Below are 18895 nucleotides of genomic sequence, written 5' to 3' on the forward strand. Positions count from 1 at the left end.
AGCGCCTCGCCCAGGTTGCGTGGGCGCCATGCGGCAATGATGACGTACCGGGGCGCGGTTGCGTGTGTCAACACGCACCGCCGCCCCCCGGCGCAGGCCGGTCAGCCCGCGGCCTGCAGGCGCAGCCGCAGGGCCAGCGCGGCCGACAGCGGCAGGTCGATGGGCGCGTTGGCGCTGCCCGGGGCCTGGGCCAGCGCCTCGAACAGGGGCAGGGCGTCGGCCATCGGGTTGATGTCCTTCAGCGTGGCGGCGGCGGCCGAGCGCGGCGCTGTTGCCGTGCCGGCGGCATCGCCGACCAGCGACCAGTCGAGGCTGGCCACCGTGCGGGCCGTGCGCTCGGGCGCGATCACCAGCGCCACGGCCAGCAGGCCGCGGCTGTCGGTCACCGAGGCCAGTGCGCCGACCGTGGGGGCGTCGTAGCCCACCAGCAGCACCGGCGTCTGGTCGGCCGCGCACTGCACGGCCGCTTCGAGCAGGCCGGCGGCAAAGCTGTGGCCGTAGGCCGAGACGGCGTTGCTGGCCGCCATGCAGCCGGTGCCGATGGTCCAGTAGCCCACGGCCGCGTTGTGCACCGAGTTGTGGAACTTGGTGGGCGACAGCATCTTCGGGTCGCCCGCGAGCGTGCTGCACATGTAGTCGTTGATCGACAGGTCGCCGTGCGCCGAGGTGAACACGCAGGGCACGTCGGCCGCGGGCCGGTCGGCGCCCGCGATGGCCGCGGCGGCCACTTCGAGCGCCAGCGCCACGGTGTCGGGCGCGCGGCGTCGCTCGGCCGGGGCCAGCACCTGCGGCGAGGGCCGCTTGGCGGGCGGATCGGCCAGCGCGCCTTCGCCGCGGAAGGCCGCGCGCGCGGCCTCCCAACCGGGCAGCGTGGGGGTCCAGAAGGCGGGGCCTTCGATGTAAAGCGTCGGAGGCGTGTTCATGCGGCCACCGCCTTGCCGAAGACCAGCGCGCAGTTGTTGCCGCCGAAACCGAAGGAATTGGAGAGCGCGTAACGCACCTCGCCCGTCGCGGGTTCGAGCTTGATCTGCGGGCCGAAGCCTTCGTCCAGCGTGCGCGTGTTGACCGTGCCCGGCATCAGGCCGCGCTCGATCGCCAGGAGGCAGACGACGGCCTCGACGATGCCCGCGGCGCCCAGCGTGTGGCCCATGAAGCCCTTGGTCGAGCTGGCATGCGTGCGCGCCGGGAAGCGGCGCGCCACCAGCGCGCCCTCGACCTCGTCGTTCTTCTGGCTCGCCGTGCCGTGCATGTTGATGTAGTCGATGGCGTCGGCGGCCAGGCCGGCGCGCGCCAGCGCGTCGTCGAGTGCGCGCTCGGCGCCCAGGCCCTCGGGGTGCGGCGTCGACATGTGGTGCGCGTCGCTGGCTTCGCCGTAGCCCAGCAGCTGCGTGGCGTTGTCACCGGCCTGCACGCGCTCGACCAGCGCGAAGCCCGCCGCCTCGCCCAGGCTGATGCCCTTGCGGTCGGCGTCGAAGGGGCGGCAAGGCTCGGTGGAGACCAGCTCCAGCGAGTTGAAACCGAACAGCACGCTGCCGCACAGCGTGTCGGCGCCGCCGACCACGGCCGCGTCGGCCAGACCCAGGCGGATCAGGCGCTCGGCCGAGGCGAACACCTTGGCGCTGGACGAGCAGGCGGTCGAAATCGTCTCGCTCGGGCCGTCGATGCCCAGCACCTGCTGCACGAACATGGCCAGCGAATGCGGCGTGTGGACGGCCGCGCGGCGCTGGTCCGGCGGAAAGTTGCCGTCGGCGTCGAGCTGCGTGTAGGCCAGCTCGGTCTCGCCGATGCTGGCCGTGGAGGTGCCGAGCACCAGCGCGATGCGCGTGGCACCGTACTTCTGGCGCGCGGCCGCGACCGCCTCGAGGAAGCCGTCGGCCTGCAGGCCCAGCCAGGCCAGCCGGTTGTTGCGGCAGTCCCAGAACGCGGCCGATTTGGGCAGGCGGACGTCTTCCAGGCCGTCGACGCGGCCGATCCAGGTCGGCAGCGGCGCCTCGCCGAAGTCGTTGGCGCGCAGGCCGCTGCGCGAGTGCGCGAGTGCGTCGGCGTGCGCTTCCTTGCCGACGCCGACGGCCGAGGTGGCCGTGTAGGCACTGATTTGAAGGGGAGAAATTCGGGACGGCACGATGGATGTGGGGGCAGGCGACAGGCGAAAGGGCGTCGGCGACAGAAGAAAAAGCGGGAAAGCGCAATTTTCACGCAATGAATGTCGCAGCCTACCAGCGTTGCGTATCAGGTTGCGTCGGCTGTTTCCTATAGATGACAGCTCCGGCGCAGGCCCTATTGACGCTCGCCGTCGCCTGTGCGGGCCGCCATGCGCGAGGCCAGCGCCACCAACAGCAGCACCGGCACGCCCAGCAGCGCGGTGGCGGTGAAGAAGGTGCTGTAGCCGTAGGCGTCGACAAAGGCGCCCGAATAGCCGGCGATGAACTTCGGCAGCAGCAGCATCAGCGAGCTGAACAGCGCGTACTGCGTGGCCGAGTAGCTGATGTTGGTCAGGCTCGACAGGTAGGCGATGAAGGCCGCCGAGGCGATGCCGCCGGCCAGGTTGTCGGCCGAGACCACCGCGATCAGCGCCGTCAGGTCGTGCCCGCGCGTGGCCAGCCAGGCGAACAGCAGGTTGCTCGCGGCGCTCAGCACCGCGCCCAGCATCAGCACCCGCATCACGCCCAGGCGCATCGACAGCACGCCGCCCACGAAGGCGCCCACCAGCGTCATGATCACGCCGTAGATCTTGCTGACCGTGGCCACCTGGTCCTTGGTGAAGCCCATGTCCACATAGAAGGGGTTGGCCATGATGCCCATCACCACGTCGCTGATGCGGTAGATGGCGATCAGCGCCAGGATCAGCGCCGCCTGCCACTTGTAGCGGCGGATGAAGTCGGCAAAAGGCTCGATCAGCACGCTTCGCAGCCATTCGGCGGCGTTCTTCGCCTTCGGCAGCACGCGCCGCACCGGTTCGGGCGACAGCAGCACCGTGAGCACGCCGACCGCCATCGAGGCCGCCATGACGAGGTAGGCCGTCTTCCAGGCGCCGTTCTGGTAGGCCGCCGCGCCGGTGACCGCCACGGCGGGCGCCACCTCGGCCCAAGCCGCGACCCACAGCACGCCGGCGCCGGCCCAGATCATCGCCAGTCGGTAGCCCGTTTGATAAGCGGCGGCCAGCGCGGCCTGCTTGCGCGTCTCGGCCGATTCGATGCGGAAGGCGTCCAGCGCGATGTCCTGCGTGGCCGAGCCGAAGGCCACCAGCAGCGCGCACCAGATCAGCGGCTGCAGCCCCAGGCGCGGGTCGTTCATCGCCATGCCGACCAGCCCGACGATCACCATGCCCTGCGCCAGCAGCAGCCAGCCGCGCCGGCGCCCGAGCAGCGTGGTGAGCGGCGGCAGCGGCAGCCGGTCGACCAGCGGCGCCCAGACCCACTTGAAGCCATAGGCCAGCCCGACCCAGCTCAGGTAGCCGATGGTGGTGCGGTCGATGCCCGCCTCGCGCAGCCGGAAACTCAGCGTGCCCAGCACCAGCAGCAGCGGCAGGCCGGCCGAGAAGCCCAGCGCGAGCATGCGCAGGGTGGCGGGTTCGAGGTAGACCTTGAGCGCGTCGCGCCAGGGCAGCGCGGCGCTCGCGGGGGCTTGGGTGGGTTCGGCGGGCGGTGCGGACATGAGGGGGGGATTGTCCATGAGCCACCGGGGACATCGGTGCGCCCGCTCGTCTCCATTTGTTCCTATCATCCGGGCACCTATGTGCACACGATGCGAACGCCCCCTTTCCGTCCTCTCCGAAGCCTCGGCATGGAACCCGCGCCGGGCCTTCCTGCTGGCCGCCGCCGGCGCGGCGCTGAGCGCGCCGGCGCTGGCGCAGGTCAATGTCGGCAATGCCTCGGTGGCGCGCAACCTCGTGCCCGCCGACCAGATCGAGGCGGCCGGCGTGCAGCAGTACGGCCAGCTGCTCGAACAGGCACGCGCCAAGGGCGCGCTGGCCGGCGACGGCAACCCGCAGCTGCAACGCCTGCGCACCATCGCGCAGCGGCTCATTCCCTTCGCCCTGCCGTGGAACACCCGCGCGCGCGAATGGAAGTGGGAGGTGAACCTGATCGGCAGCAAGCAGATCAACGCCTTCTGCATGCCCGGCGGCAAGATCGCCTTCTTCACCGGCATCCTCGAGCAGCTCAAGCTGAGCGACGACGAGGTCGCGATGGTCATGGGCCATGAAATGGCGCACGCGCTGCGCGAACACGCCCGCGCCCGCATGGCCAAGAGCGTCGGTACCGGCGCGGCGCTGTCCATCGGCGCGCAGCTGCTGGGGCTCGGCCAGGTGGGCGACCTCGCGGCGCGCGCCGGCACGCAGCTCATCACCCTGAAGTTCAGCCGCAGCGACGAAACCGACGCCGACCTCGTGGGCCTCGAACTCGCCGCGCGCGCGGGCTACGACCCGCAGGCTTCGGTGTCGCTGTGGAAGAAGATGGCCACCGCCTCCAAGAACCAGGGCGGCCTGAGCTTCTTGTCGACCCACCCGAGCGGGCCGGACCGCATCGCCAAGCTCGAGGCGAACGTGCCGAAGGTCGAAAACCTGTACCGGGCGGCTGCGCGCAAGTAGCCGCGCTGCGCCTCCCGCCGCGCTCAGTCGGCGGTGATGTTCCCCTTCTTCACCACCGTCGCCCAGCGCTGCGCGTCCTTCTGGATCAGCGCGCCGAACGCCGCCGGCGTCGAGCTGGCGGGCACCATGCCCTGCGACTCGAAGGACTTCGCCACCTCGGGCGACTTCAGCACCGCGGCGATCTCCGTGTTGAGCCGCGCCACCACGTTGGCCGGCGTGCCCTTGGGCGCGAGCACGCCGTACCACATGTCGACGTTGTCGGCGGTCACGCCGGCCTCGGCCAGGGTGGGCACGTCGGGCAGCTGCGGCAGGCGGTGGCCGCTGCCGGTGGCGAGCGCCTTGAGCTTGCCGGCCTGGATGTGCTGCAGCGCCACGTGCACCGGCAGGAACATCGCGTCGATGCGCCCGCCGAGCAGGTCGGTGACGGCGCCGGCCGTGCCCTTGTAGGGCACGTGCAGCAGGTCGGTGCCGGTGCCCTGCATCAGGAGTGCCATCGACAGGTGGTGCGGCGTGCCGACACCCGGCGTGGCGTAGGTCAGCTTGCCGGGGTTGGCCTTGGCGGTGGCCACCAGCTGCGCGAGCGAGCCCGCCTTCTGGGTGGACGGGTTGGTCACCAGCAGCAGCGTGCCCCACGAGGTCTGCGACACCGGTGTGAAGTCGGCCACCGGGTCGTAGGCGAGCGACTTGTACAGGCCCTTGTTCATCACCAGCGTGTTGACCTGCACCAGCAGCGTGTAGCCGTCGGGCTTGGCGCGCGCCACCTTCTCGCTGCCGATGTTGCCGCTCGCGCCGGCCAGGTTCTCCACGATCACCGGCTGGCCGAGCACGGCGGGCAGGCGGGCCGAGAGCTGGCGTGCGATCAGGTCGATGCCGGTGCCGGGTGTGTAGGGCACCACCAGCGTCACCGGCTGGTCGGGCCAGGCGTGGGCCGCGGCGGCGCTGGCCGCAACCAGCAGGGTGGCGAAGGTCTTGCGCAGAAATCTCATGGGGTCTTGTCTCCGTCTTGTTCGGTGAATGTGCCGGCGCTCAGAGGTACGACGCACGCGCCTTCAGCGCCGCCGGGTCGTAGCCGGCCACGCGCTTGTAGTGGTCCGAGATCGCCTGCAGTTCCTGCTGCGTGACGAGCTCGTCGAGGTTCTCGACGCGCTGGCCGCCCGAACGCTCGAACACCTCGCGCAGGATGGTGTCGGGCGGGTTGGTGCGGTTGGTCAGCACCACGTCGGTGGTGGCCTTCACGCGCACGCGGTCGTAGGTCTCGAGCGCTGCGATGCCCGCGCCTTCGCGCTTCATCGCGCCCGCCAGGAAGCGTGCGTCGATGATCGCCTGGCCCGCGCCGTTGGAGCCGCGCGGCACCATCGGGTGCGCGGCGTCGCCCAGCAGCGTGAGGCGGCCGTGGCTCCAGCGCGGCAGCGGGTCCTGGTCGACCATCGGGTACTCCAGGATGGTGTCGGAGGCCAGGATCAGCGCGGGCACGTCGAGCCAGTCGAAGTGCCAGTCGGCGAAGGCGGGCAGGAAGTCCTCGAGGCGTCCGGCGCGGCTCCAGTCGCGCATCGCGGGCTGGGGCGCGTGGATCTCGGCCACCCAGTTCACGAGCTGGCGGCCCTGTTCGTCGATGTCGTTGCGGATCGGGTAGATCACCATCTTGCCGACGGTGAGCCAGCCCGCGCGCACCATGCTGCCGCCCGAGAGAAAGGGCTTCCAGGCCGCGGTGCCGCGCCACATGTTGATGCCCGAATAGCGCGGCGCGCCCTCGTTCGGATACAGCTGCTTGCGCAGCGCCGAGTGGATGCCGTCGCAGCCCACCGCGACCGCGCCGCGCACCGGCGCGCGGCCGTCGGCGAAGTGCACCGTCACGCCGTCGGCATTCTGTTCGACGCCGGTGCAGCGGTGGCCGCACTGCACGCTGTCGGGGCCCAGGCGCTTCAAGGTTTCGTTCAGCAGCACGGTCTGCAGGTCGCCGCGGTGGATCGAGTACTGCGGCCAGTCGTAGCCCGCGTGCTGGCCGGCGGGCTCGCGGAATACCAGCTGGCCGTGCTCGGTGAAGAAGACCGCCTCCTGCGTGCGCACGCCCACCGCGTCGAGCGCGTCGAGCAGGCCCAGCTCGGACAGCTCGCGCACCGCATGCGGCAGCAGGTTGATGCCCACGCCGAGCGGGCGCAGCTCGGGCACGGCCTCGTACACGCGGCAGGCGATGCCGGCCTGGTGCAGGCTCAGGGCGAGGGTCAGGCCGCCGATGCCGGCGCCGAGGATGATGACTTCGTTAGGTGCGGTGCTCATGGGGTCCGTATTGGGACCGCAAACGAGGCATATGGGAAATTTAGATGTGATATGGATTTATCATGAATCCTTATGAACCTGACCACGCGCCAGATGCGCGCCTTCCTGCAGGTGGCGCGCATCGGCAACTTCACCCGCGCGGCGGAGCAGGCGCACATCACCCAGGCCGGCCTGAGCATCCTGATCCGCGAGATGGAGAAGCAGCTCGGCTGCCGCCTGTTCGACCGCACCACGCGCATGGTGAGCCTCACGCCGGCCGGGCGCCGCCTGCTGCCGGTGGTGGAACGGCTCGTCACCGATCTCGATGACGTGGCAGCCGAACTCGGCGCCGAGGGCGACGCGGCGCGCCAGACGCTGCGCATCGCGGCCACGCCGCTGGTGTCGTCGCACCTGCTGCCCTGGGTGTTCGCGAGCTTTCGCGCCGCGCATCCGCAGGTCGTGCTGCGCCTCTTCGACGCCGACCTGCGCGACGTGGAAGCGATGGTGGCCGCGGGCGAGGCCGACCTCGGCCTGGGCTTTTTCTTCAAGGCCGCGGCGGGGCTCGACCGCACGCCCGTGGGGCGCTTCGAGCTGATGCGCGTCACGCAGGCCACGGCCGACGGCGAACCGGTCGGCACCGCGCCCTGGTCCGCGCTGCGCGGCGCCACGCTGATCGGCCTGCCGCCCGGCAACCCGATCCAGAAGGTGATCGAGCGCCAGCTCGGCGAGATCGGACTGGCCGATGCGCAGCGGCCCGCCTTCAACTTCTTCGGCACGCTGATCTCGATGGTCGAGGCCGGCTTCGGCACCGCCGTGATGCCCACCTTCGCGCTCGCGGCCTGCCGCCGTCACCGCGTGAAGACCGACGTGCTGCTGAAGCCGCGCGTGGGCATGGACTTCTTTCGCCTGACCAAGCGCGGCACGCACGAGACCGAGGCGATGCGCGCCTTCAGCGAGACGCTGGCCAAGGCCTTGCCGGCGTTGTCCCGCTAGCCGTTACACCATCGCGTTGTCGCCGCCCGGGATCTCGTGCGCCTTGATCTGCCGGCGCGTGAGCTTGTAGAGCATGGACGACAGGAAGCCGTCCTGGTGGGTGTTCTTGGTCACGTTCACCACGAACTCGTCCTCGGGCGCCACGGCCTGCGCGCCCATGATCCAGCGCACGCTCTCGCGGTAGTTGTAGAGCACCTTGTCGTTGGCGTCGGCCAGCAGGGTCGACAGCGTGGCCATGGCGATGGCGTCGCCGTTGGTGGCGTGCTCGCGCACGAAGTCCAGGTGGCGGTGGCGCACGGGGATGTCGGACAGGTCGCTGATGAACATCAACGCGCCCTCGGTGGCGTCGTCGTGGCCCAGCTCGCGGGCTTTCAGCATGGCCTCGACCGCCTGCGCCTGCAGCGCGGGGCGCTGCGCCGCGGGCGTGGCGTTTTCCCAGGCCATGTCGTGGCAGAGGTAGCCCAGCTTGTAGGCTGCGACGCTGTTGCCGGCCTGTGCCGCCTGGCCGTAGCAGTGCATCGCCTGTTGCCGGTCCTTGGTGCCGTGCTCGCCGCCCGCGTGGAAGATGCCGAGCGTGAGCAGGCATGAGGTGTCGCCGGCGGCCAGCCCCATCTCCAGGATCTCGAAGGCTTCCTGGTTGCGCGGCACGCGCCACAGTGCGCGCGCCAGGTCGTCCCAGTTCTCGGTGCCGGCGTTGCGTTCGCGCGCGGCCGCCAGCCAGGCGTTGCCGGTCGCCGCGTTGGGCACGAAGCCGAAGGCGCCCTTCAGGCTGCAGTAGCCGTGCAGGATCAGCGCGGTGTTGCATTCGTAGGCGTTGGCGCTGTTGCAGATGGCCTGGCCCAGCCACTGGCCGTCGGGGTCCTGCTCCAGGGCGACGTGCACCGCCATGTTCATCGCGTAGTCGTCGTCGATGGGATGGTGGCTCTCGGCCTCGCGCAGGCAGGCCAGCGCTTCGGCGTGCTGGTCGAGCATGTAGTGGCTCACGGCCAGCCAGCGCAGGGTTTCCCAGCGGTGGTAGGGGTAGAGCGCCTCCTGGGCGCGCTGGCGCGTGGCGGTCATGCGCCGCTGGGCTTCGGCCGGGTCTTCGTCCTTGTCGACGCTGTTGCCCTGGTAGTCGTCGCGCCAGATCTCGTGGCGCAGCCGGTCTTTCTCGACCTCGCTCAGGTGGGCGCAGGCGGGCGAGGCGATGAAGGCGCGCACGCGCTCGTGGCTGCCGCCCCAGCGCGGCTGCTGGAACCAGACGCACTGGCGCATGAAGAAGAACAGCCGCGGGTGCACGTGCAGCGTGGCGTGGATCCAGTAGGACGTGCCGCTGATCACCTTGCGGCCCTGCACGGGCGAGGGCAGGGCGGTGGGCACGGCCTGGGGGCAGGCGACGCGCTCGTCGTGCGCCAGGCCGGAGCGCGCGAGCTGCGCCAGCAACTCTTCGCGGGTGGCCGCATCGTCGTCCAGCGAAAAGTCGTGCTGCAGCGGCTTGTCGGGCCAGCGGCCGCTGCGCACCAGCTCGGTCAGCCAGTCGGGCTCGTTGAAGGCCGAGGTGCTCTGCAGCAGCAGGGCGCAGGCGGTCCACATCGTGGGCGCGAGCGTCAATGCGCGCAGGGCGGCCACGGCGCAGCGCGTGGCGCAGGCATGGGCGCATTCCCAGCCGAGCGCGGTGACCGTGCTGGCCCAGCCCGAGCCGCGGTACTCGTAGGCCCAGTGGTACCAGTAGTGCGCTTCGCACAGCCAGGCGTGGGCCGATTGCGGGCGGGCGGCCTGCCACGCGGCCAGGCGGGCCAGCCCTTCGGCGCCGTCGGCGGTGCAGCCGGCCAGGTCGTCGGGCAAGGCGCCGTAGTAGCGCTCTTCCTCGTCGCGGTCTTGAAAGCTGGCGGCCAGCGCGTCGTCGAGCCGCTGGTCGAGTGCGGCGTAATCGCCGGCGCGCAGCAGGGCGTCGATGTCGCAGAGCTTCCAGCGCGCGGGCGCGGGGGGAATCACGGTCGCTGCGGCGGGGGGCGTGTGGGTGGTCATGGGCGGGGCTCGCGCGTCAGGCCGACGCGGCAGGGGCGAGAGTGACGGGTTGGGGATCGAAGATGCGGTAGCGCTTCCAGGGCAGCGTGAGCCAGTTGCCCTGGGTGTTCTGCAGGTGCTCCTGCACTTCCAGCGTGGCGCGCGACGAGGCGGGGCCGTCCTGGCTGCTGATGCGCAGCCAGTGCAGCCGCGCCCGCGCATAGGCGTGGCCGAAGTCTTCCCAGCTCTCGAAGCTGTCTTGCGCGCGCTGCGCGTTGAGGAACAGCACCAGCCAGGCCTGCGACTCGGGCACCCAGCCCAGCAGCGCGATGCAGCGCACCAGGAAGGCGGTGCGCGCGCAGTCGAAGGCCAGTGCGTCGCGCACCTGGCCTTCGGCTGCGAGCTGTTCGTAGAAGTTGGCGTGGGTGCGGCCGAGCCCGCCGACCCAGCCGACCAGCGCGGCCTGCATCTGCGTGGCGATGTCGCGCTCGGGCAGGTCGGCGGCCATGTTCATTTCGCGCAGCACCTGCCTGGCCAGCCGCTGGCGCTGCTCGGCGGGCACGTCGAGCGCCAGCGTGTCGCTGTCGCAGCGCAGGCCGTTGCGCAGCAGCAGGATGTCGCCGAGCGCCAGCGCCCAGCGGCGGCGGTTGGGCGCCACCTTGCCGGCGTCGGCCTTGGCCTGCGCCGCGCGCACTGCAAGGTCGGCGTTGGCCTTTTCCATGTGGCCGATCGCCGTGCCCGAGCCGTGCACGACGATGCGGAATGCCGTGCGCACGACGAACCACGCGATGCGCACCCCCAGGTACAGCAGGCCCAGGAACACAACGATGACGATGGCCTGCGTCATGGCAATGCCGCTCCCAGCGGTGGCGCGCACACGGCGGCGCTCAGCGAGATGCCTTCGATCTCCAGCATCGCGGCGGACGTCGGCGTGGGGGCCGCCTGCAGCGCCGGCGGCAGCCGGTTCGGGGGCAGCGTCAGCCGGGCGGCGGCGGCCACCGCCACGTCCATCTGCCGCAGCCGCACCAGCTCGTGCGGCGCGATGCGCAGCAGCAGCCATTGCAGCGCCGGCGGCGGCTGCTCGAAGTGCTCGATCAGGTGGAAGTTGCCGCTCATCACGCTGAGCAGGAAGTCGGGGCTCTGAACGTCGGTGACGAACTTCCATTCGCCCCGGGCGGCGTCCGAAGCCTCGGGCTCGAACACCAGGCCCATGCCCTCGCAGTCGCTGTGGCGCTCGCCGCGCGGCGGCAGCGTGCGCAGGAACTGCAGCACATCGTCGGCGTACTTGCGGATCGGGTGGCGGTTCTGCTTGCCCTTGATCTGGTCGACGCGCAGCCCGTCCGGATGCACTTCGAGGCTGATGGTCACGTGCGGCAGGTTGCCCGCGCTGCGCAGCGTGAACAGGCGCAGCCGGCCGCTCTGCGCGGCGCTGGCGTACTGTTCTCCGTAGCCGCCATTGAGCTTCTTGATGTTGGCGAACTGGCCCAGGCAGTGCTGCATGTGGAACGACTCGTAGGCCATTTCCTCACGCAGCGCCGCATGGCTGCCGATGAACTCGAAGATCACGCCGTTGGGCGTGCGCAGCACTTCCTTCAGCGCCAGGCCGCTGCTGGGCACCCAGCCCTTGTTGCGCTTGGCCTGCATGCGCTGGTGCTCCTGCTCCCACAGGGCCATGGCCATGAAGCAGGTGATGCGCTGCAGCTTCTGTTCGAGCCGCGTGCCGCGCCGCGAACGCAAAAATTCGACCAGCATGCGTTCGCGGTCGACCAGCAGCAGGTGATCGGGGTCGAGGTAGTAGAAAGTTTTCGGGCCGGCTTCGGCGGCGGGCGATTCGGCCGTGTTGCCCTTGTTGCCCTTGTTGCCCTTGGACTTTTCCTTGTCCTGTGCGGACGCCGCGTTCACCGCGACAGGCGCACGCGGCTGCAGCTGCCTGGCCAGCCACTCGGGCAGCGGCTTGTCGGGCCCGGCCGCGGCCAGGTAGTCGGCGGGCGACTGCACCGTCAGCACGTTGCCGAAGCTGCCGATGGCCCAGCGGAAGAAGTGGTTCAGCAGCCAGGCCGTCATGTCGGCGTCGTCGCCGCGCGCGGCGCTGCGGCGCGCAATCGCGGCCTTCACCTCGGGCGCGTTCACCACGTCGCGCGGCAGGTACACCGCCGTCGCCGCGGTCGTGGGCGGCGAGGACGGGGTCGTGGATGGAGACGGAGTCGGGATCGGCATCGACGGGCGGGCGACTTACAGCGTGAAGTCGTACTCCACCGTGATCGGCGCGTGGTCGCTGAACTTGACCGTCTTGTAGATCGCCTCGGTGCGCGCCAGCGCGCCCATCGCCGGCGTGGCCAGGTGGTAGTCCAGCCGCCATCCCACGTTGTTCGCGTAGGCCTGGCCCCGGTTGCTCCACCAGGTGTAGGCGTCGCCCGTGGTGTCGGGCTTGAGGCGGCGGTACACGTCCACCAGGCCCGCGCCTTCGGTGCCGGCGTCGAGCAGGCGCGTCATCCAAGCGCGCTCTTCGGGCAGGAAGCCGCTGTTCTTCTGGTTGCCGCGCCAGTTCTTCAGATCGATTTCCTGGTGCGCGATGTTGATGTCGCCGCACAGGATGAACTCGCGCTCCTTCTTCAGCGCCAGCAGGTGTGGGAAGAAGCCCTTCAGGAAGCGGAACTTGGCGGCCTGGCGCTCTTCGCCCGAGCTGCCGCTCGGGAAGTAGCAGCTGATCACCGAGAACTTGCGCTTGGGCGTGTCGAAGCGCAGCTCGAGGTAGCGGCCTTCGGCGTCGAATTCGGGATCACCCCAGCCCACCACCACGGCGCTGGGCGCATGCTTCGTGTAGATGGCGGTGCCCGCGTAGCCTTTTTTCTCGGCAAAGTGGAAGTGGCCCTGCAGGCCCGCCATCTGCTCGAAGCGGCCCTCGACATCGCTGGCCTGGACGCGGATCTCCTGCATGCAAATACAATCCGGCGCGAGTTCGGCCACCCAGTCGGCGACGCCCTTGGTGGCCGCCGAGCGCAGGCCATTGAGATTGAGACTGGTCAGTTTGAACACAAGGAATTTCCAATGGCTGTAGACGGTCAGACAAGCAGCGCGGTGGCACAGGACTTCGTCCAGTTCGCGCTCGACGCCGGCGTGCTTCGCTTCGGCGAATTCAAGACCAAGGCCGGTCGCATGAGCCCGTATTTCTTCAATTCGGGCCTCTTCGACGACGGCGCCAAGATCGCGCGGCTCGCCGGATTCTATGCAGACCGCCTGGTCGAAAGCGGCCTCGAGTTCGACATGATCTTCGGCCCCGCCTACAAGGGCATCCCGCTGGGCGCCACCGTGGCCGCCGAGCTGGCCCGGCGCGGGCGCAACTACCCCTTCGCCTACAACCGCAAGGAAGCCAAGGCGCACGGCGAAGGCGGCAATCTGGTGGGCGCGCCGCTGAAGGGCCGCGTGCTCATCGTCGACGACGTGATGTCGGCCGGCACCGCGGTGCGCGAATCCATCGCCGCGATCCAGGCCGCGGGCGCCACGCCGCATGCCGTGGCCATCGCCCTGGACCGGCAGGAAAAAGCCACCGAGAACGGCGTCGACGTGGACCACAGCGCCGTGCAGTACGTGCGCAACCAGCTCGGCCTCGCGGTGGTGCCCATCGCCACGCTGGACGACCTACTGAGCTACCTCTCGGGCAACGCCGCCGCCGACCTCGGCGCGCACCGCGAGCGCGTGCTGGCCTACCGCACGCGCTACGGCGCCTGAGACGCAGCGCCGATGCGACGCCCCGCGCGCGATCCCTCTTCTGCTGCCGCCGTGGCGTCGCTGTGGCTGGGCCTGGCGGCCCTGTCGTCGTGCGCAACGGCGCTGGCCCAGCCCGCCAAGACGGACGGGCCCGGTGTCGGCATCTACACCTGCGTCGACGCGCGCGGGCGCACGCTCACGGCCGACCGGCCGATCGCCGAGTGCAGCGACCGCGAGCAGCGCGAACTGAGCCCGAGCGGCACGGTGCGCCGCAAGTTGGAGCCGACCTACACGGCGCGCGAGCAGCAGGAGCGCGAGGACCGCGCGCGCGAAGCCGCCATCCAGGCCGCACGGCTCATCGACGAGCGCCGCCGCGAGCGCGCGCTGCTGGTGCGCTATCCCAACGCCACCACGCACGACCGCGAGCGCGTCGAGGCCCTGTCGCAGATCGACGCCGTGATCCAGGCCGCGAAGAAGCGCCTCGTCGAGCTCGCTGACGACCGCAAGAAGATCGACGAAGAGCTTGAGTTCTACAAGCAGGACACGAGCAAGGCGCCCGGCGCCGTACGCCGCCGCATCGAGGACAACACGCAGAGCGTGGCCGTGCAGAACCGCTTTATCACGGAGCAGGAAGAAGAGAAGAAGCGCGTGAATGCGCGCTTCGACGAAGAGCGCGGGCGCCTGAAGACGCTCTGGTCGCCGCAGAACGGCGGCAACCCGCGCTGAACGAACTCGCCGGGGCCTGGCGCAAGGCCCCCGGGGCTCGTTCGTGATCAGCCCAGCTTGGCTTTCAGCAGCTCGGTGACCTGTGCAGGGTTGGCCTTGCCCCCGCTGGCCTTCATGACCTGCCCCACGAGGCCGTTGAGCGCCTTCTCTTTGCCGCCGCGGTATTCCTCGACGTTCTTCGCGTTCTTGGCAATCACCTCGTCGAGGATCTTGTCGAGCGCGCCGGCGTCGTTCATCGGCTTCAGGTCTTTCGCTTCGATGATCGCGTCGACATCGCTGCCTTCGCCGCTCCACAGCGCTTCGAACACCTGGCGCGCGGCGTTGTTCGGCAGCGTGCCGTCGGCGATGCGCGTCACCAGTTGCGCGAGCTGCGCGGCCTTCACGGGCGCGGCCTCGATGCCGATCTCGGCGGCGTTCAGGCGGCGTGCCATCTCGCCGGTGATCCAGTTGCTGGCCAGCTTGGGCGCCGCGCCGGCGTTCACCGCGTCGTCGAAGTAGCGGGCCAGCGCCGCGCCCTGCGTGAGCTGCGCGGCGTCGTATTCCGACAGGCCGTGGTCGCGCACATAGCGCTCGGCCGTGGCACGCGGCAGCTCGGGCATGGTGGCGCGCACGCGCTCGATCCACTCGGCGGCCACCACCAGGGGCGGCAGGTCGGGATCGGGGAAGTAGCGGTAGTCGGCCGCGTCTTCCTTGGTGCGCATGGTGCGCGTCTCGCCGGTGGCGGGGTCGAACAGCACGGTGGCCTGCTCGATGGCACGGCCCTCTTCGAGCTCGTCGATCTGCGAGTTGATCTCGTAGTCGATCGCCTGCTGCATGAACTTGAAGCTGTTCAGGTTCTTGATCTCGCGGCGCGTGCCGAGCCTCTCGCCGGGCTTGCGCACCGACACGTTGGCGTCGCAGCGAAAGCTCCCTTCCTGCATGTTGCCGTCGCAGATGCCGATCCAAGTGACGATCTTGTGCAGTTCCTTCGCATAGGCCACGGCCTCGGCGGTGGAGCGCATGTCGGGCTCGGTCACGATTTCCAGCAGCGGCGTGCCGGCGCGGTTCAGGTCGATGCCGCTCTGGCCGATGAAGTCTTCGTGCAGCGACTTGCCCGCGTCTTCCTCGAGGTGGGCGCGCACGAGGCGCACGGTCTTCTTTTCTTCGCCGAGGAAGAACGACACCGCGCCGCCTTGCACCACCGGGATCTCGAACTGGCTGATCTGGTAGCCCTTGGGCAGGTCGGGGTAGAAGTAGTTCTTGCGCGCGAACACGCTGCGCGGCGCGATGTGCGAGCCCAGCGCCAGGCCCAGCTTGATGGCGCGTTCGACCGCGCCCTTGTTCATCACGGGCAGCGTGCCGGGCAGTGCCAGGTCGACCGCGCAGGCCTGCGTGTTGGGCTCGGCGCCGAAGGCCGTGGAGGCGCGGCTGAAGATCTTGCTTGCGGTCGACAGTTGCGCGTGCGTCTCGAAGCCGATGATGACTTCATAGCCGCGCACCAGCGGGCCGGTCGGGCGGCCTTGTTGTTGTGCTTCGAATGTGTTCACGGTCTCGCTCATGTCAGAAGCCCTCCGGCGTGCGCGTGTGCCAGTCGGTGGCTTGCTGGAAGCGGTGCGCTGCGTTGAGCAGCTTCGCTTCGCCGAAGTAGTTGCCGATCAGCTGCAGGCCCACGGGCATGCCGCCGTCGAAGCCTGCAGGCACGCTCATGCCCGGAAGGCCTGCGAGCGAGGCGGGCAGCGTGAAGATGTCGGCGAGGTAGTCGGCCACGGGGTCGTCGCCGTGTTCGCCGATCTTCCAGGCGGTGGTCGGTGCGGCGGGGCCGGCGATCACGTCGCACTGCGTCAACGCCTGCTGGAAATCGTCCGCGATCATGCGGCGCACCTTCTGCGCCTGCAGGTAGTAGGCGTCGTAGTAGCCGTGCGAGAGCACGTAGGTGCCGATCATGATGCGGCGCTTCACCTCGTCGCCGAAGCCTTCGGCGCGCGTGCGTTCGTACATCTCGGCCAGGTCCTTGTACTGCCTGGCGCGGTGGCCGAACTTGACGCCGTCGAAGCGGCTCAGGTTGCTCGAGGCCTCGGCCGCGGCCAGGATGTAGTACACGGGAATCGACAGCTCGGTGCGCGGCAGCGAGACCTCGACGCGCTTGGCGCCGAGCTTCTCGTACTGCGCGAGCGCCGCGTCGATGGCGGCGCGCACGCCGGGCGCCACGCCGTCGCCGAAGAACTCCTTGGGCACGCCGATGCGCAGGCCCTCGAGCGAGTCGTTCAGCGAGCGGCCGAAGTCTTCGGCGGGCTTGTCGAGCGAGGTCGAGTCGCGGTCGAGGTCGGGGCCGCAGAAGGCCGACAGCAGCAGCGCGCAGTCTTCGGCCGAGCGGGCCATCGGGCCGGCTTGGTCGAGGCTCGATGCGAAGGCCACCATGCCGTAGCGTGAGGCGCGGCCGTAGGTGGGCTTGATGCCGGTGACGCCGCAGAACGAGGCGGGTTGGCGGATCGATCCGCCGGTGTCGGTGCCGGTGGCCGCGGGTGCAAGGCGCGCGGCCACGGCCGCCGCGCTGGCACCCGACGAACCGCCCGGAATGCGTTCGAGGTTCCAGGGGTTGCGCACCGGCACGGCTTGGTCGTGGCCCACGGCGGGCACGGCGACGTTCTCGTTGGCCGAGCCCATCGCGAACTCGTCGCAGCTGAGCTTGCCCAGCGTGACCGCGCCGGCTTCGGCCAGGCGGCGCACCACGGTCGCGTCGAAGGGCGAGCGGTAGCCCGCGAGCATCTTCGAGCCGGCGGTGGTGGCGAAATCGGTGGTGACGAAGATGTCCTTGTGCGCAATGGGCACGCCGGCCAGCGCGGGCGCGTTGCCCTTGGCGATGAGCGCGTCGGCCGCGCGGGCCTGGGCCAGCGTGACTTCTTCGTTGACGTCGACGAAGGTGCCGAGCGATTCGTGGGCCTTCATGCGGCCGAGAAACGCCTGTGAGGCTTCGACGGCCGAAACCTTGCGCTCGGCCAGGGCCTTGGCCAGGGCGACCACGCCCATCTGGTGCAGTTGCTCGCCGCTCATCATTCGATCACCTTGGGCACGAGGAACAGGCCGGCTTCGACGGCCGGGGCGCTCTTCTGGTTGGCTTCGCGGTTGTTCGGCTCGCTCACGACGTCGTCGCGCAGGCGCAGCGTCACGTCTTCGAGCGCGGCCACGGGGTGCGCCAGCGGCTCGACGCCGGTGGTGTCGACCGCGCGCATGCGTTCGACCAGATCGAAGAAGCCGTTGATTTGAGTGAGCATGCGCTCGCTTTCATCTGGGGCAAGCTGCAGCCGCGCCAGGGAGGCGATGCGTGCAATATCGGAAGCGGAAAGAGACATAGATGGCTGACGGGTCGAAAAAACCGGAGGCAATCGCACGCCGAAGAGGGTGCCGACACGGGATTCAGAGGGGATTCGGTTATTATCCCGCCTTTGCCGCAACCCCCGCGAACGCGCCGGCTTTTGCGCCAAAAACGATCAATTCACCCCGTCAAACGACCCAAAAATAGAGCGACGACCTGCCGATGCGCAGGCCGTGCTCAGAGGATTCCGCACATGTTTGGAGCTTTCCGTCGGTACTTCTCCACCGACCTGGCGATCGACCTCGGCACCGCCAACACCCTGATCTTCGCCCGCAACAAGGGCATCGTGCTGGACGAGCCCTCCGTGGTCGCGATCCGCCACGAAGGCGGTCCCCATGGCAAGAAGGTGATCCAGGCCGTCGGCCGCGAAGCCAAGGCCATGCTGGGCAAGGTGCCCGGCAACATCGAGGCCATCCGCCCGATGAAGGACGGCGTCATTGCCGACTTCGTGATCACCGAGCAGATGATCAAGCAGTTCATCAAGATGGTGCACCCGCGCACGCTGCTCACGCCGAGCCCGCGCATCATCATCTGCGTGCCCTGCGGCTCGACCCAGGTCGAGCGCCGCGCCATCAAGGATGCGGCCGAAGCCGCAGGCGCCACCGCCGTCTACCTCATCGAAGAACCCATGGCCGCGGCCATCGGCGCCGGCCTGCCCGTCAGCGAAGCCTCGGGCTCGATGGTGGTGGACATCGGCGGCGGCACCACCGAAGTGGGCGTGATCTCCCTGGGCGGCATGGTCTACAAGGGCTCGGTCCGCGTGGGCGGCGACCGCTTCGACGAAGCCATCATCAACTACATCCGCCGCAACTACGGCATGCTGATCGGCGAGCCGACGGCCGAAGTCATCAAGAAGAACATCGGCTCGGCCTTCCCCGGCTCCGAAGTCAAGGAAATGGAAGTCAAGGGCCGCAACCTTTCCGAAGGCGTGCCGCGCAGCTTCACCATCAGCAGCAACGAAGTGCTGGAAGCCCTGACCGACCCCCTGAACAACATCGTCTCGGCCGTGAAGAACGCGCTGGAACAGACGCCTCCCGAACTGGGCGCCGACATCGCCGAGCGCGGCATGATGCTCACCGGCGGCGGCGCGCTGCTGCGCGACCTCGACCGCCTGCTCGCCGAGGAAACCGGCCTGCCGGTGCTCGTGGCCGAAGACCCGCTGACCTGCGTGGTGCGCGGCTGCGGCATCGCCCTGGAGCGCATGGACCGTCTGGGCAGCATCTTCACGAGCGAGTAAAAGGCGAAAGCCATCATCGGCCGGCCTCTGCTTGCGCAGGCCGGCTTTT

17 protein-coding genes are annotated in these 18895 nt (G+C 69.6%); 5 read left to right on the forward strand and 12 right to left on the reverse strand.

The window, feature by feature from the left end:
• Window positions 1-101: 101 nt before the first annotated feature.
• The 3 genes from AC57B8_RS11065 to AC57B8_RS11075 all read right to left on the reverse strand — a co-directional run bounded on the left by AC57B8_RS11065 (window position 102) and on the right by AC57B8_RS11075 (window position 3672).
• The gene (locus AC57B8_RS11065; protein ID WP_159273501.1) at window positions 102-923 is read right to left on the reverse strand and encodes a beta-ketoacyl synthase chain length factor; all 822 of its coding nucleotides are present in this window, start codon (window positions 921-923) and stop codon (window positions 102-104) included.
• The gene (locus AC57B8_RS11070; protein ID WP_496479626.1) at window positions 920-2122 is read right to left on the reverse strand and encodes a beta-ketoacyl-[acyl-carrier-protein] synthase family protein; all 1203 of its coding nucleotides are present in this window, start codon (window positions 2120-2122) and stop codon (window positions 920-922) included. The genes AC57B8_RS11065 and AC57B8_RS11070 overlap by 4 nt, the downstream gene beginning before the upstream one ends.
• Window positions 2123-2277: 155 nt before the next feature.
• The gene (locus AC57B8_RS11075) at window positions 2278-3672 is read right to left on the reverse strand and encodes an AmpG family muropeptide MFS transporter (RefSeq protein ID WP_496479627.1); all 1395 of its coding nucleotides are present in this window, start codon (window positions 3670-3672) and stop codon (window positions 2278-2280) included.
• A gap of 61 nt (window positions 3673-3733) precedes the next feature.
• On the opposite strand from AC57B8_RS11075, the gene AC57B8_RS11080 reads away from it, so the two are divergent.
• A complete protein-coding gene (locus AC57B8_RS11080; protein WP_496479628.1) occupies window positions 3734-4588 on the forward strand; it encodes a M48 family metallopeptidase in 855 nt (284 codons plus the stop codon).
• A 23-nt stretch (window positions 4589-4611) separates the two neighbouring features.
• On the opposite strand, the gene AC57B8_RS11085 is transcribed toward AC57B8_RS11080, so the two are convergent.
• Together AC57B8_RS11085 and AC57B8_RS11090 are read right to left on the reverse strand one after the other, a co-directional pair.
• A complete protein-coding gene (locus AC57B8_RS11085; RefSeq protein WP_495262070.1) occupies window positions 4612-5574 on the reverse strand; it encodes a tripartite tricarboxylate transporter substrate-binding protein in 963 nt (320 codons plus the stop codon).
• A 40-nt stretch (window positions 5575-5614) separates the two neighbouring features.
• Window positions 5615-6865 (reverse strand): flavin-dependent oxidoreductase, encoded by a 1251-nt coding sequence (locus AC57B8_RS11090; RefSeq protein WP_496479629.1) that lies wholly within the window; start codon window positions 6863-6865, stop codon window positions 5615-5617.
• Between the two features lie 72 nt (window positions 6866-6937).
• Between AC57B8_RS11090 and AC57B8_RS11095 the strand changes: the two genes are divergently transcribed.
• Window positions 6938-7837, forward strand: coding sequence for a LysR family transcriptional regulator (locus AC57B8_RS11095; RefSeq protein ID WP_062472705.1), 900 nt, complete (start codon window positions 6938-6940; stop codon window positions 7835-7837).
• 3 nt (window positions 7838-7840) lie between these two features.
• Here AC57B8_RS11095 and AC57B8_RS11100 read toward each other — a convergent pair whose 3' ends face one another.
• Genes AC57B8_RS11100 through AC57B8_RS11115 form a run of 4 tightly spaced genes read right to left on the reverse strand, consistent with a single transcriptional unit; the run spans window position 7841 to window position 12859 of the window.
• On the reverse strand, window positions 7841-9844 hold the full coding sequence (locus tag AC57B8_RS11100) for a DUF4034 domain-containing protein (protein ID WP_496479630.1): 2004 nt from the start codon (window positions 9842-9844) through the stop codon (window positions 7841-7843).
• Window positions 9845-9860: 16 nt separating this feature from the next.
• The gene (locus tag AC57B8_RS11105; RefSeq protein WP_496479631.1) at window positions 9861-10700 is read right to left on the reverse strand and encodes a DUF1266 domain-containing protein; all 840 of its coding nucleotides are present in this window, start codon (window positions 10698-10700) and stop codon (window positions 9861-9863) included.
• Entirely contained in the window at window positions 10667-12040 is a 1374-nt protein-coding gene (locus tag AC57B8_RS11110; protein ID WP_496479632.1) for a hypothetical protein, read from the reverse strand. The genes AC57B8_RS11105 and AC57B8_RS11110 overlap by 34 nt, the downstream gene beginning before the upstream one ends.
• 15 nt (window positions 12041-12055) lie before the next feature.
• Window positions 12056-12859: an exodeoxyribonuclease III gene (locus AC57B8_RS11115; RefSeq protein ID WP_062472711.1), complete on the reverse strand. Its 804-nt coding sequence runs from the start codon at window positions 12857-12859 to the stop codon at window positions 12056-12058.
• Between the two features lie 12 nt (window positions 12860-12871).
• Here AC57B8_RS11115 and pyrE point away from each other — a divergent pair, with 12 nt between their 5' ends.
• Both pyrE and AC57B8_RS11125 read left to right on the forward strand, forming a co-directional pair.
• A complete protein-coding gene (pyrE, locus tag AC57B8_RS11120) occupies window positions 12872-13552 on the forward strand; it encodes an orotate phosphoribosyltransferase (RefSeq protein ID WP_056583914.1) in 681 nt (226 codons plus the stop codon).
• A gap of 12 nt (window positions 13553-13564) precedes the next feature.
• Window positions 13565-14257 carry a DUF4124 domain-containing protein gene (locus tag AC57B8_RS11125; RefSeq protein WP_496479633.1) on the forward strand — a complete coding sequence of 231 codons (693 nt, stop codon included), beginning with the start codon at window positions 13565-13567 and terminating at the stop codon, window positions 14255-14257.
• A 47-nt stretch (window positions 14258-14304) separates the two neighbouring features.
• Here AC57B8_RS11125 and gatB read toward each other — a convergent pair whose 3' ends face one another.
• From gatB to gatC, 3 genes are read right to left on the reverse strand one after another with little or no spacing between them, the layout of a single operon-like run.
• Window positions 14305-15795, reverse strand: a complete 1491-nt coding sequence (gene gatB / locus AC57B8_RS11130) for an Asp-tRNA(Asn)/Glu-tRNA(Gln) amidotransferase subunit GatB (protein ID WP_496479634.1) — start codon at window positions 15793-15795, stop codon at window positions 14305-14307.
• 1 nt (window position 15796) lies between these two features.
• Window positions 15797-17287, reverse strand: a complete 1491-nt coding sequence (gatA, locus tag AC57B8_RS11135; protein ID WP_496479635.1) for an Asp-tRNA(Asn)/Glu-tRNA(Gln) amidotransferase subunit GatA — start codon at window positions 17285-17287, stop codon at window positions 15797-15799.
• Window positions 17287-17586: an Asp-tRNA(Asn)/Glu-tRNA(Gln) amidotransferase subunit GatC gene (gatC, locus tag AC57B8_RS11140; RefSeq protein WP_056583926.1), complete on the reverse strand. Its 300-nt coding sequence runs from the start codon at window positions 17584-17586 to the stop codon at window positions 17287-17289. The genes gatA and gatC overlap by 1 nt, the downstream gene beginning before the upstream one ends.
• Before the next feature lie 216 nt (window positions 17587-17802).
• Between gatC and AC57B8_RS11145 the strand changes: the two genes are divergently transcribed.
• Window positions 17803-18846: a rod shape-determining protein gene (locus AC57B8_RS11145; RefSeq protein ID WP_056583929.1), complete on the forward strand. Its 1044-nt coding sequence runs from the start codon at window positions 17803-17805 to the stop codon at window positions 18844-18846.
• Window positions 18847-18895: the final 49 nt, after the last annotated feature.

It is taken from the genome of Variovorax sp. BGA-UO-ETr-C22 (assembly GCF_059567965.1).

Coding starts and splice junctions, on each gene's coding strand:
- AC57B8_RS11065 (WP_159273501.1), bottom strand. CDS start 923: ATGAACACGCCTCCGACGCTTTACATCGAAGGCCCCGCCTTCTGGACC.
- AC57B8_RS11075 (WP_496479627.1), bottom strand. CDS start 3,672: ATGGACAATCCCCCCCTCATGTCCGCACCGCCCGCCGAACCCACCCAA.
- AC57B8_RS11080 (WP_496479628.1), top strand. CDS start 3,734: ATGTGCACACGATGCGAACGCCCCCTTTCCGTCCTCTCCGAAGCCTCG.
- AC57B8_RS11085 (WP_495262070.1), bottom strand. CDS start 5,574: ATGAGATTTCTGCGCAAGACCTTCGCCACCCTGCTGGTTGCGGCCAGC.
- AC57B8_RS11090 (WP_496479629.1), bottom strand. CDS start 6,865: ATGAGCACCGCACCTAACGAAGTCATCATCCTCGGCGCCGGCATCGGC.
- AC57B8_RS11095 (WP_062472705.1), top strand. CDS start 6,938: ATGAACCTGACCACGCGCCAGATGCGCGCCTTCCTGCAGGTGGCGCGC.
- AC57B8_RS11100 (WP_496479630.1), bottom strand. CDS start 9,844: ATGACCACCCACACGCCCCCCGCCGCAGCGACCGTGATTCCCCCCGCG.
- AC57B8_RS11110 (WP_496479632.1), bottom strand. CDS start 12,040: ATGCCGATCCCGACTCCGTCTCCATCCACGACCCCGTCCTCGCCGCCC.
- pyrE (WP_056583914.1), top strand. CDS start 12,872: ATGGCTGTAGACGGTCAGACAAGCAGCGCGGTGGCACAGGACTTCGTC.
- AC57B8_RS11125 (WP_496479633.1), top strand. CDS start 13,565: ATGCGACGCCCCGCGCGCGATCCCTCTTCTGCTGCCGCCGTGGCGTCG.
- gatB (WP_496479634.1), bottom strand. CDS start 15,795: ATGAGCGAGACCGTGAACACATTCGAAGCACAACAACAAGGCCGCCCG.
- gatA (WP_496479635.1), bottom strand. CDS start 17,287: ATGAGCGGCGAGCAACTGCACCAGATGGGCGTGGTCGCCCTGGCCAAG.
- gatC (WP_056583926.1), bottom strand. CDS start 17,586: ATGTCTCTTTCCGCTTCCGATATTGCACGCATCGCCTCCCTGGCGCGG.
- AC57B8_RS11145 (WP_056583929.1), top strand. CDS start 17,803: ATGTTTGGAGCTTTCCGTCGGTACTTCTCCACCGACCTGGCGATCGAC.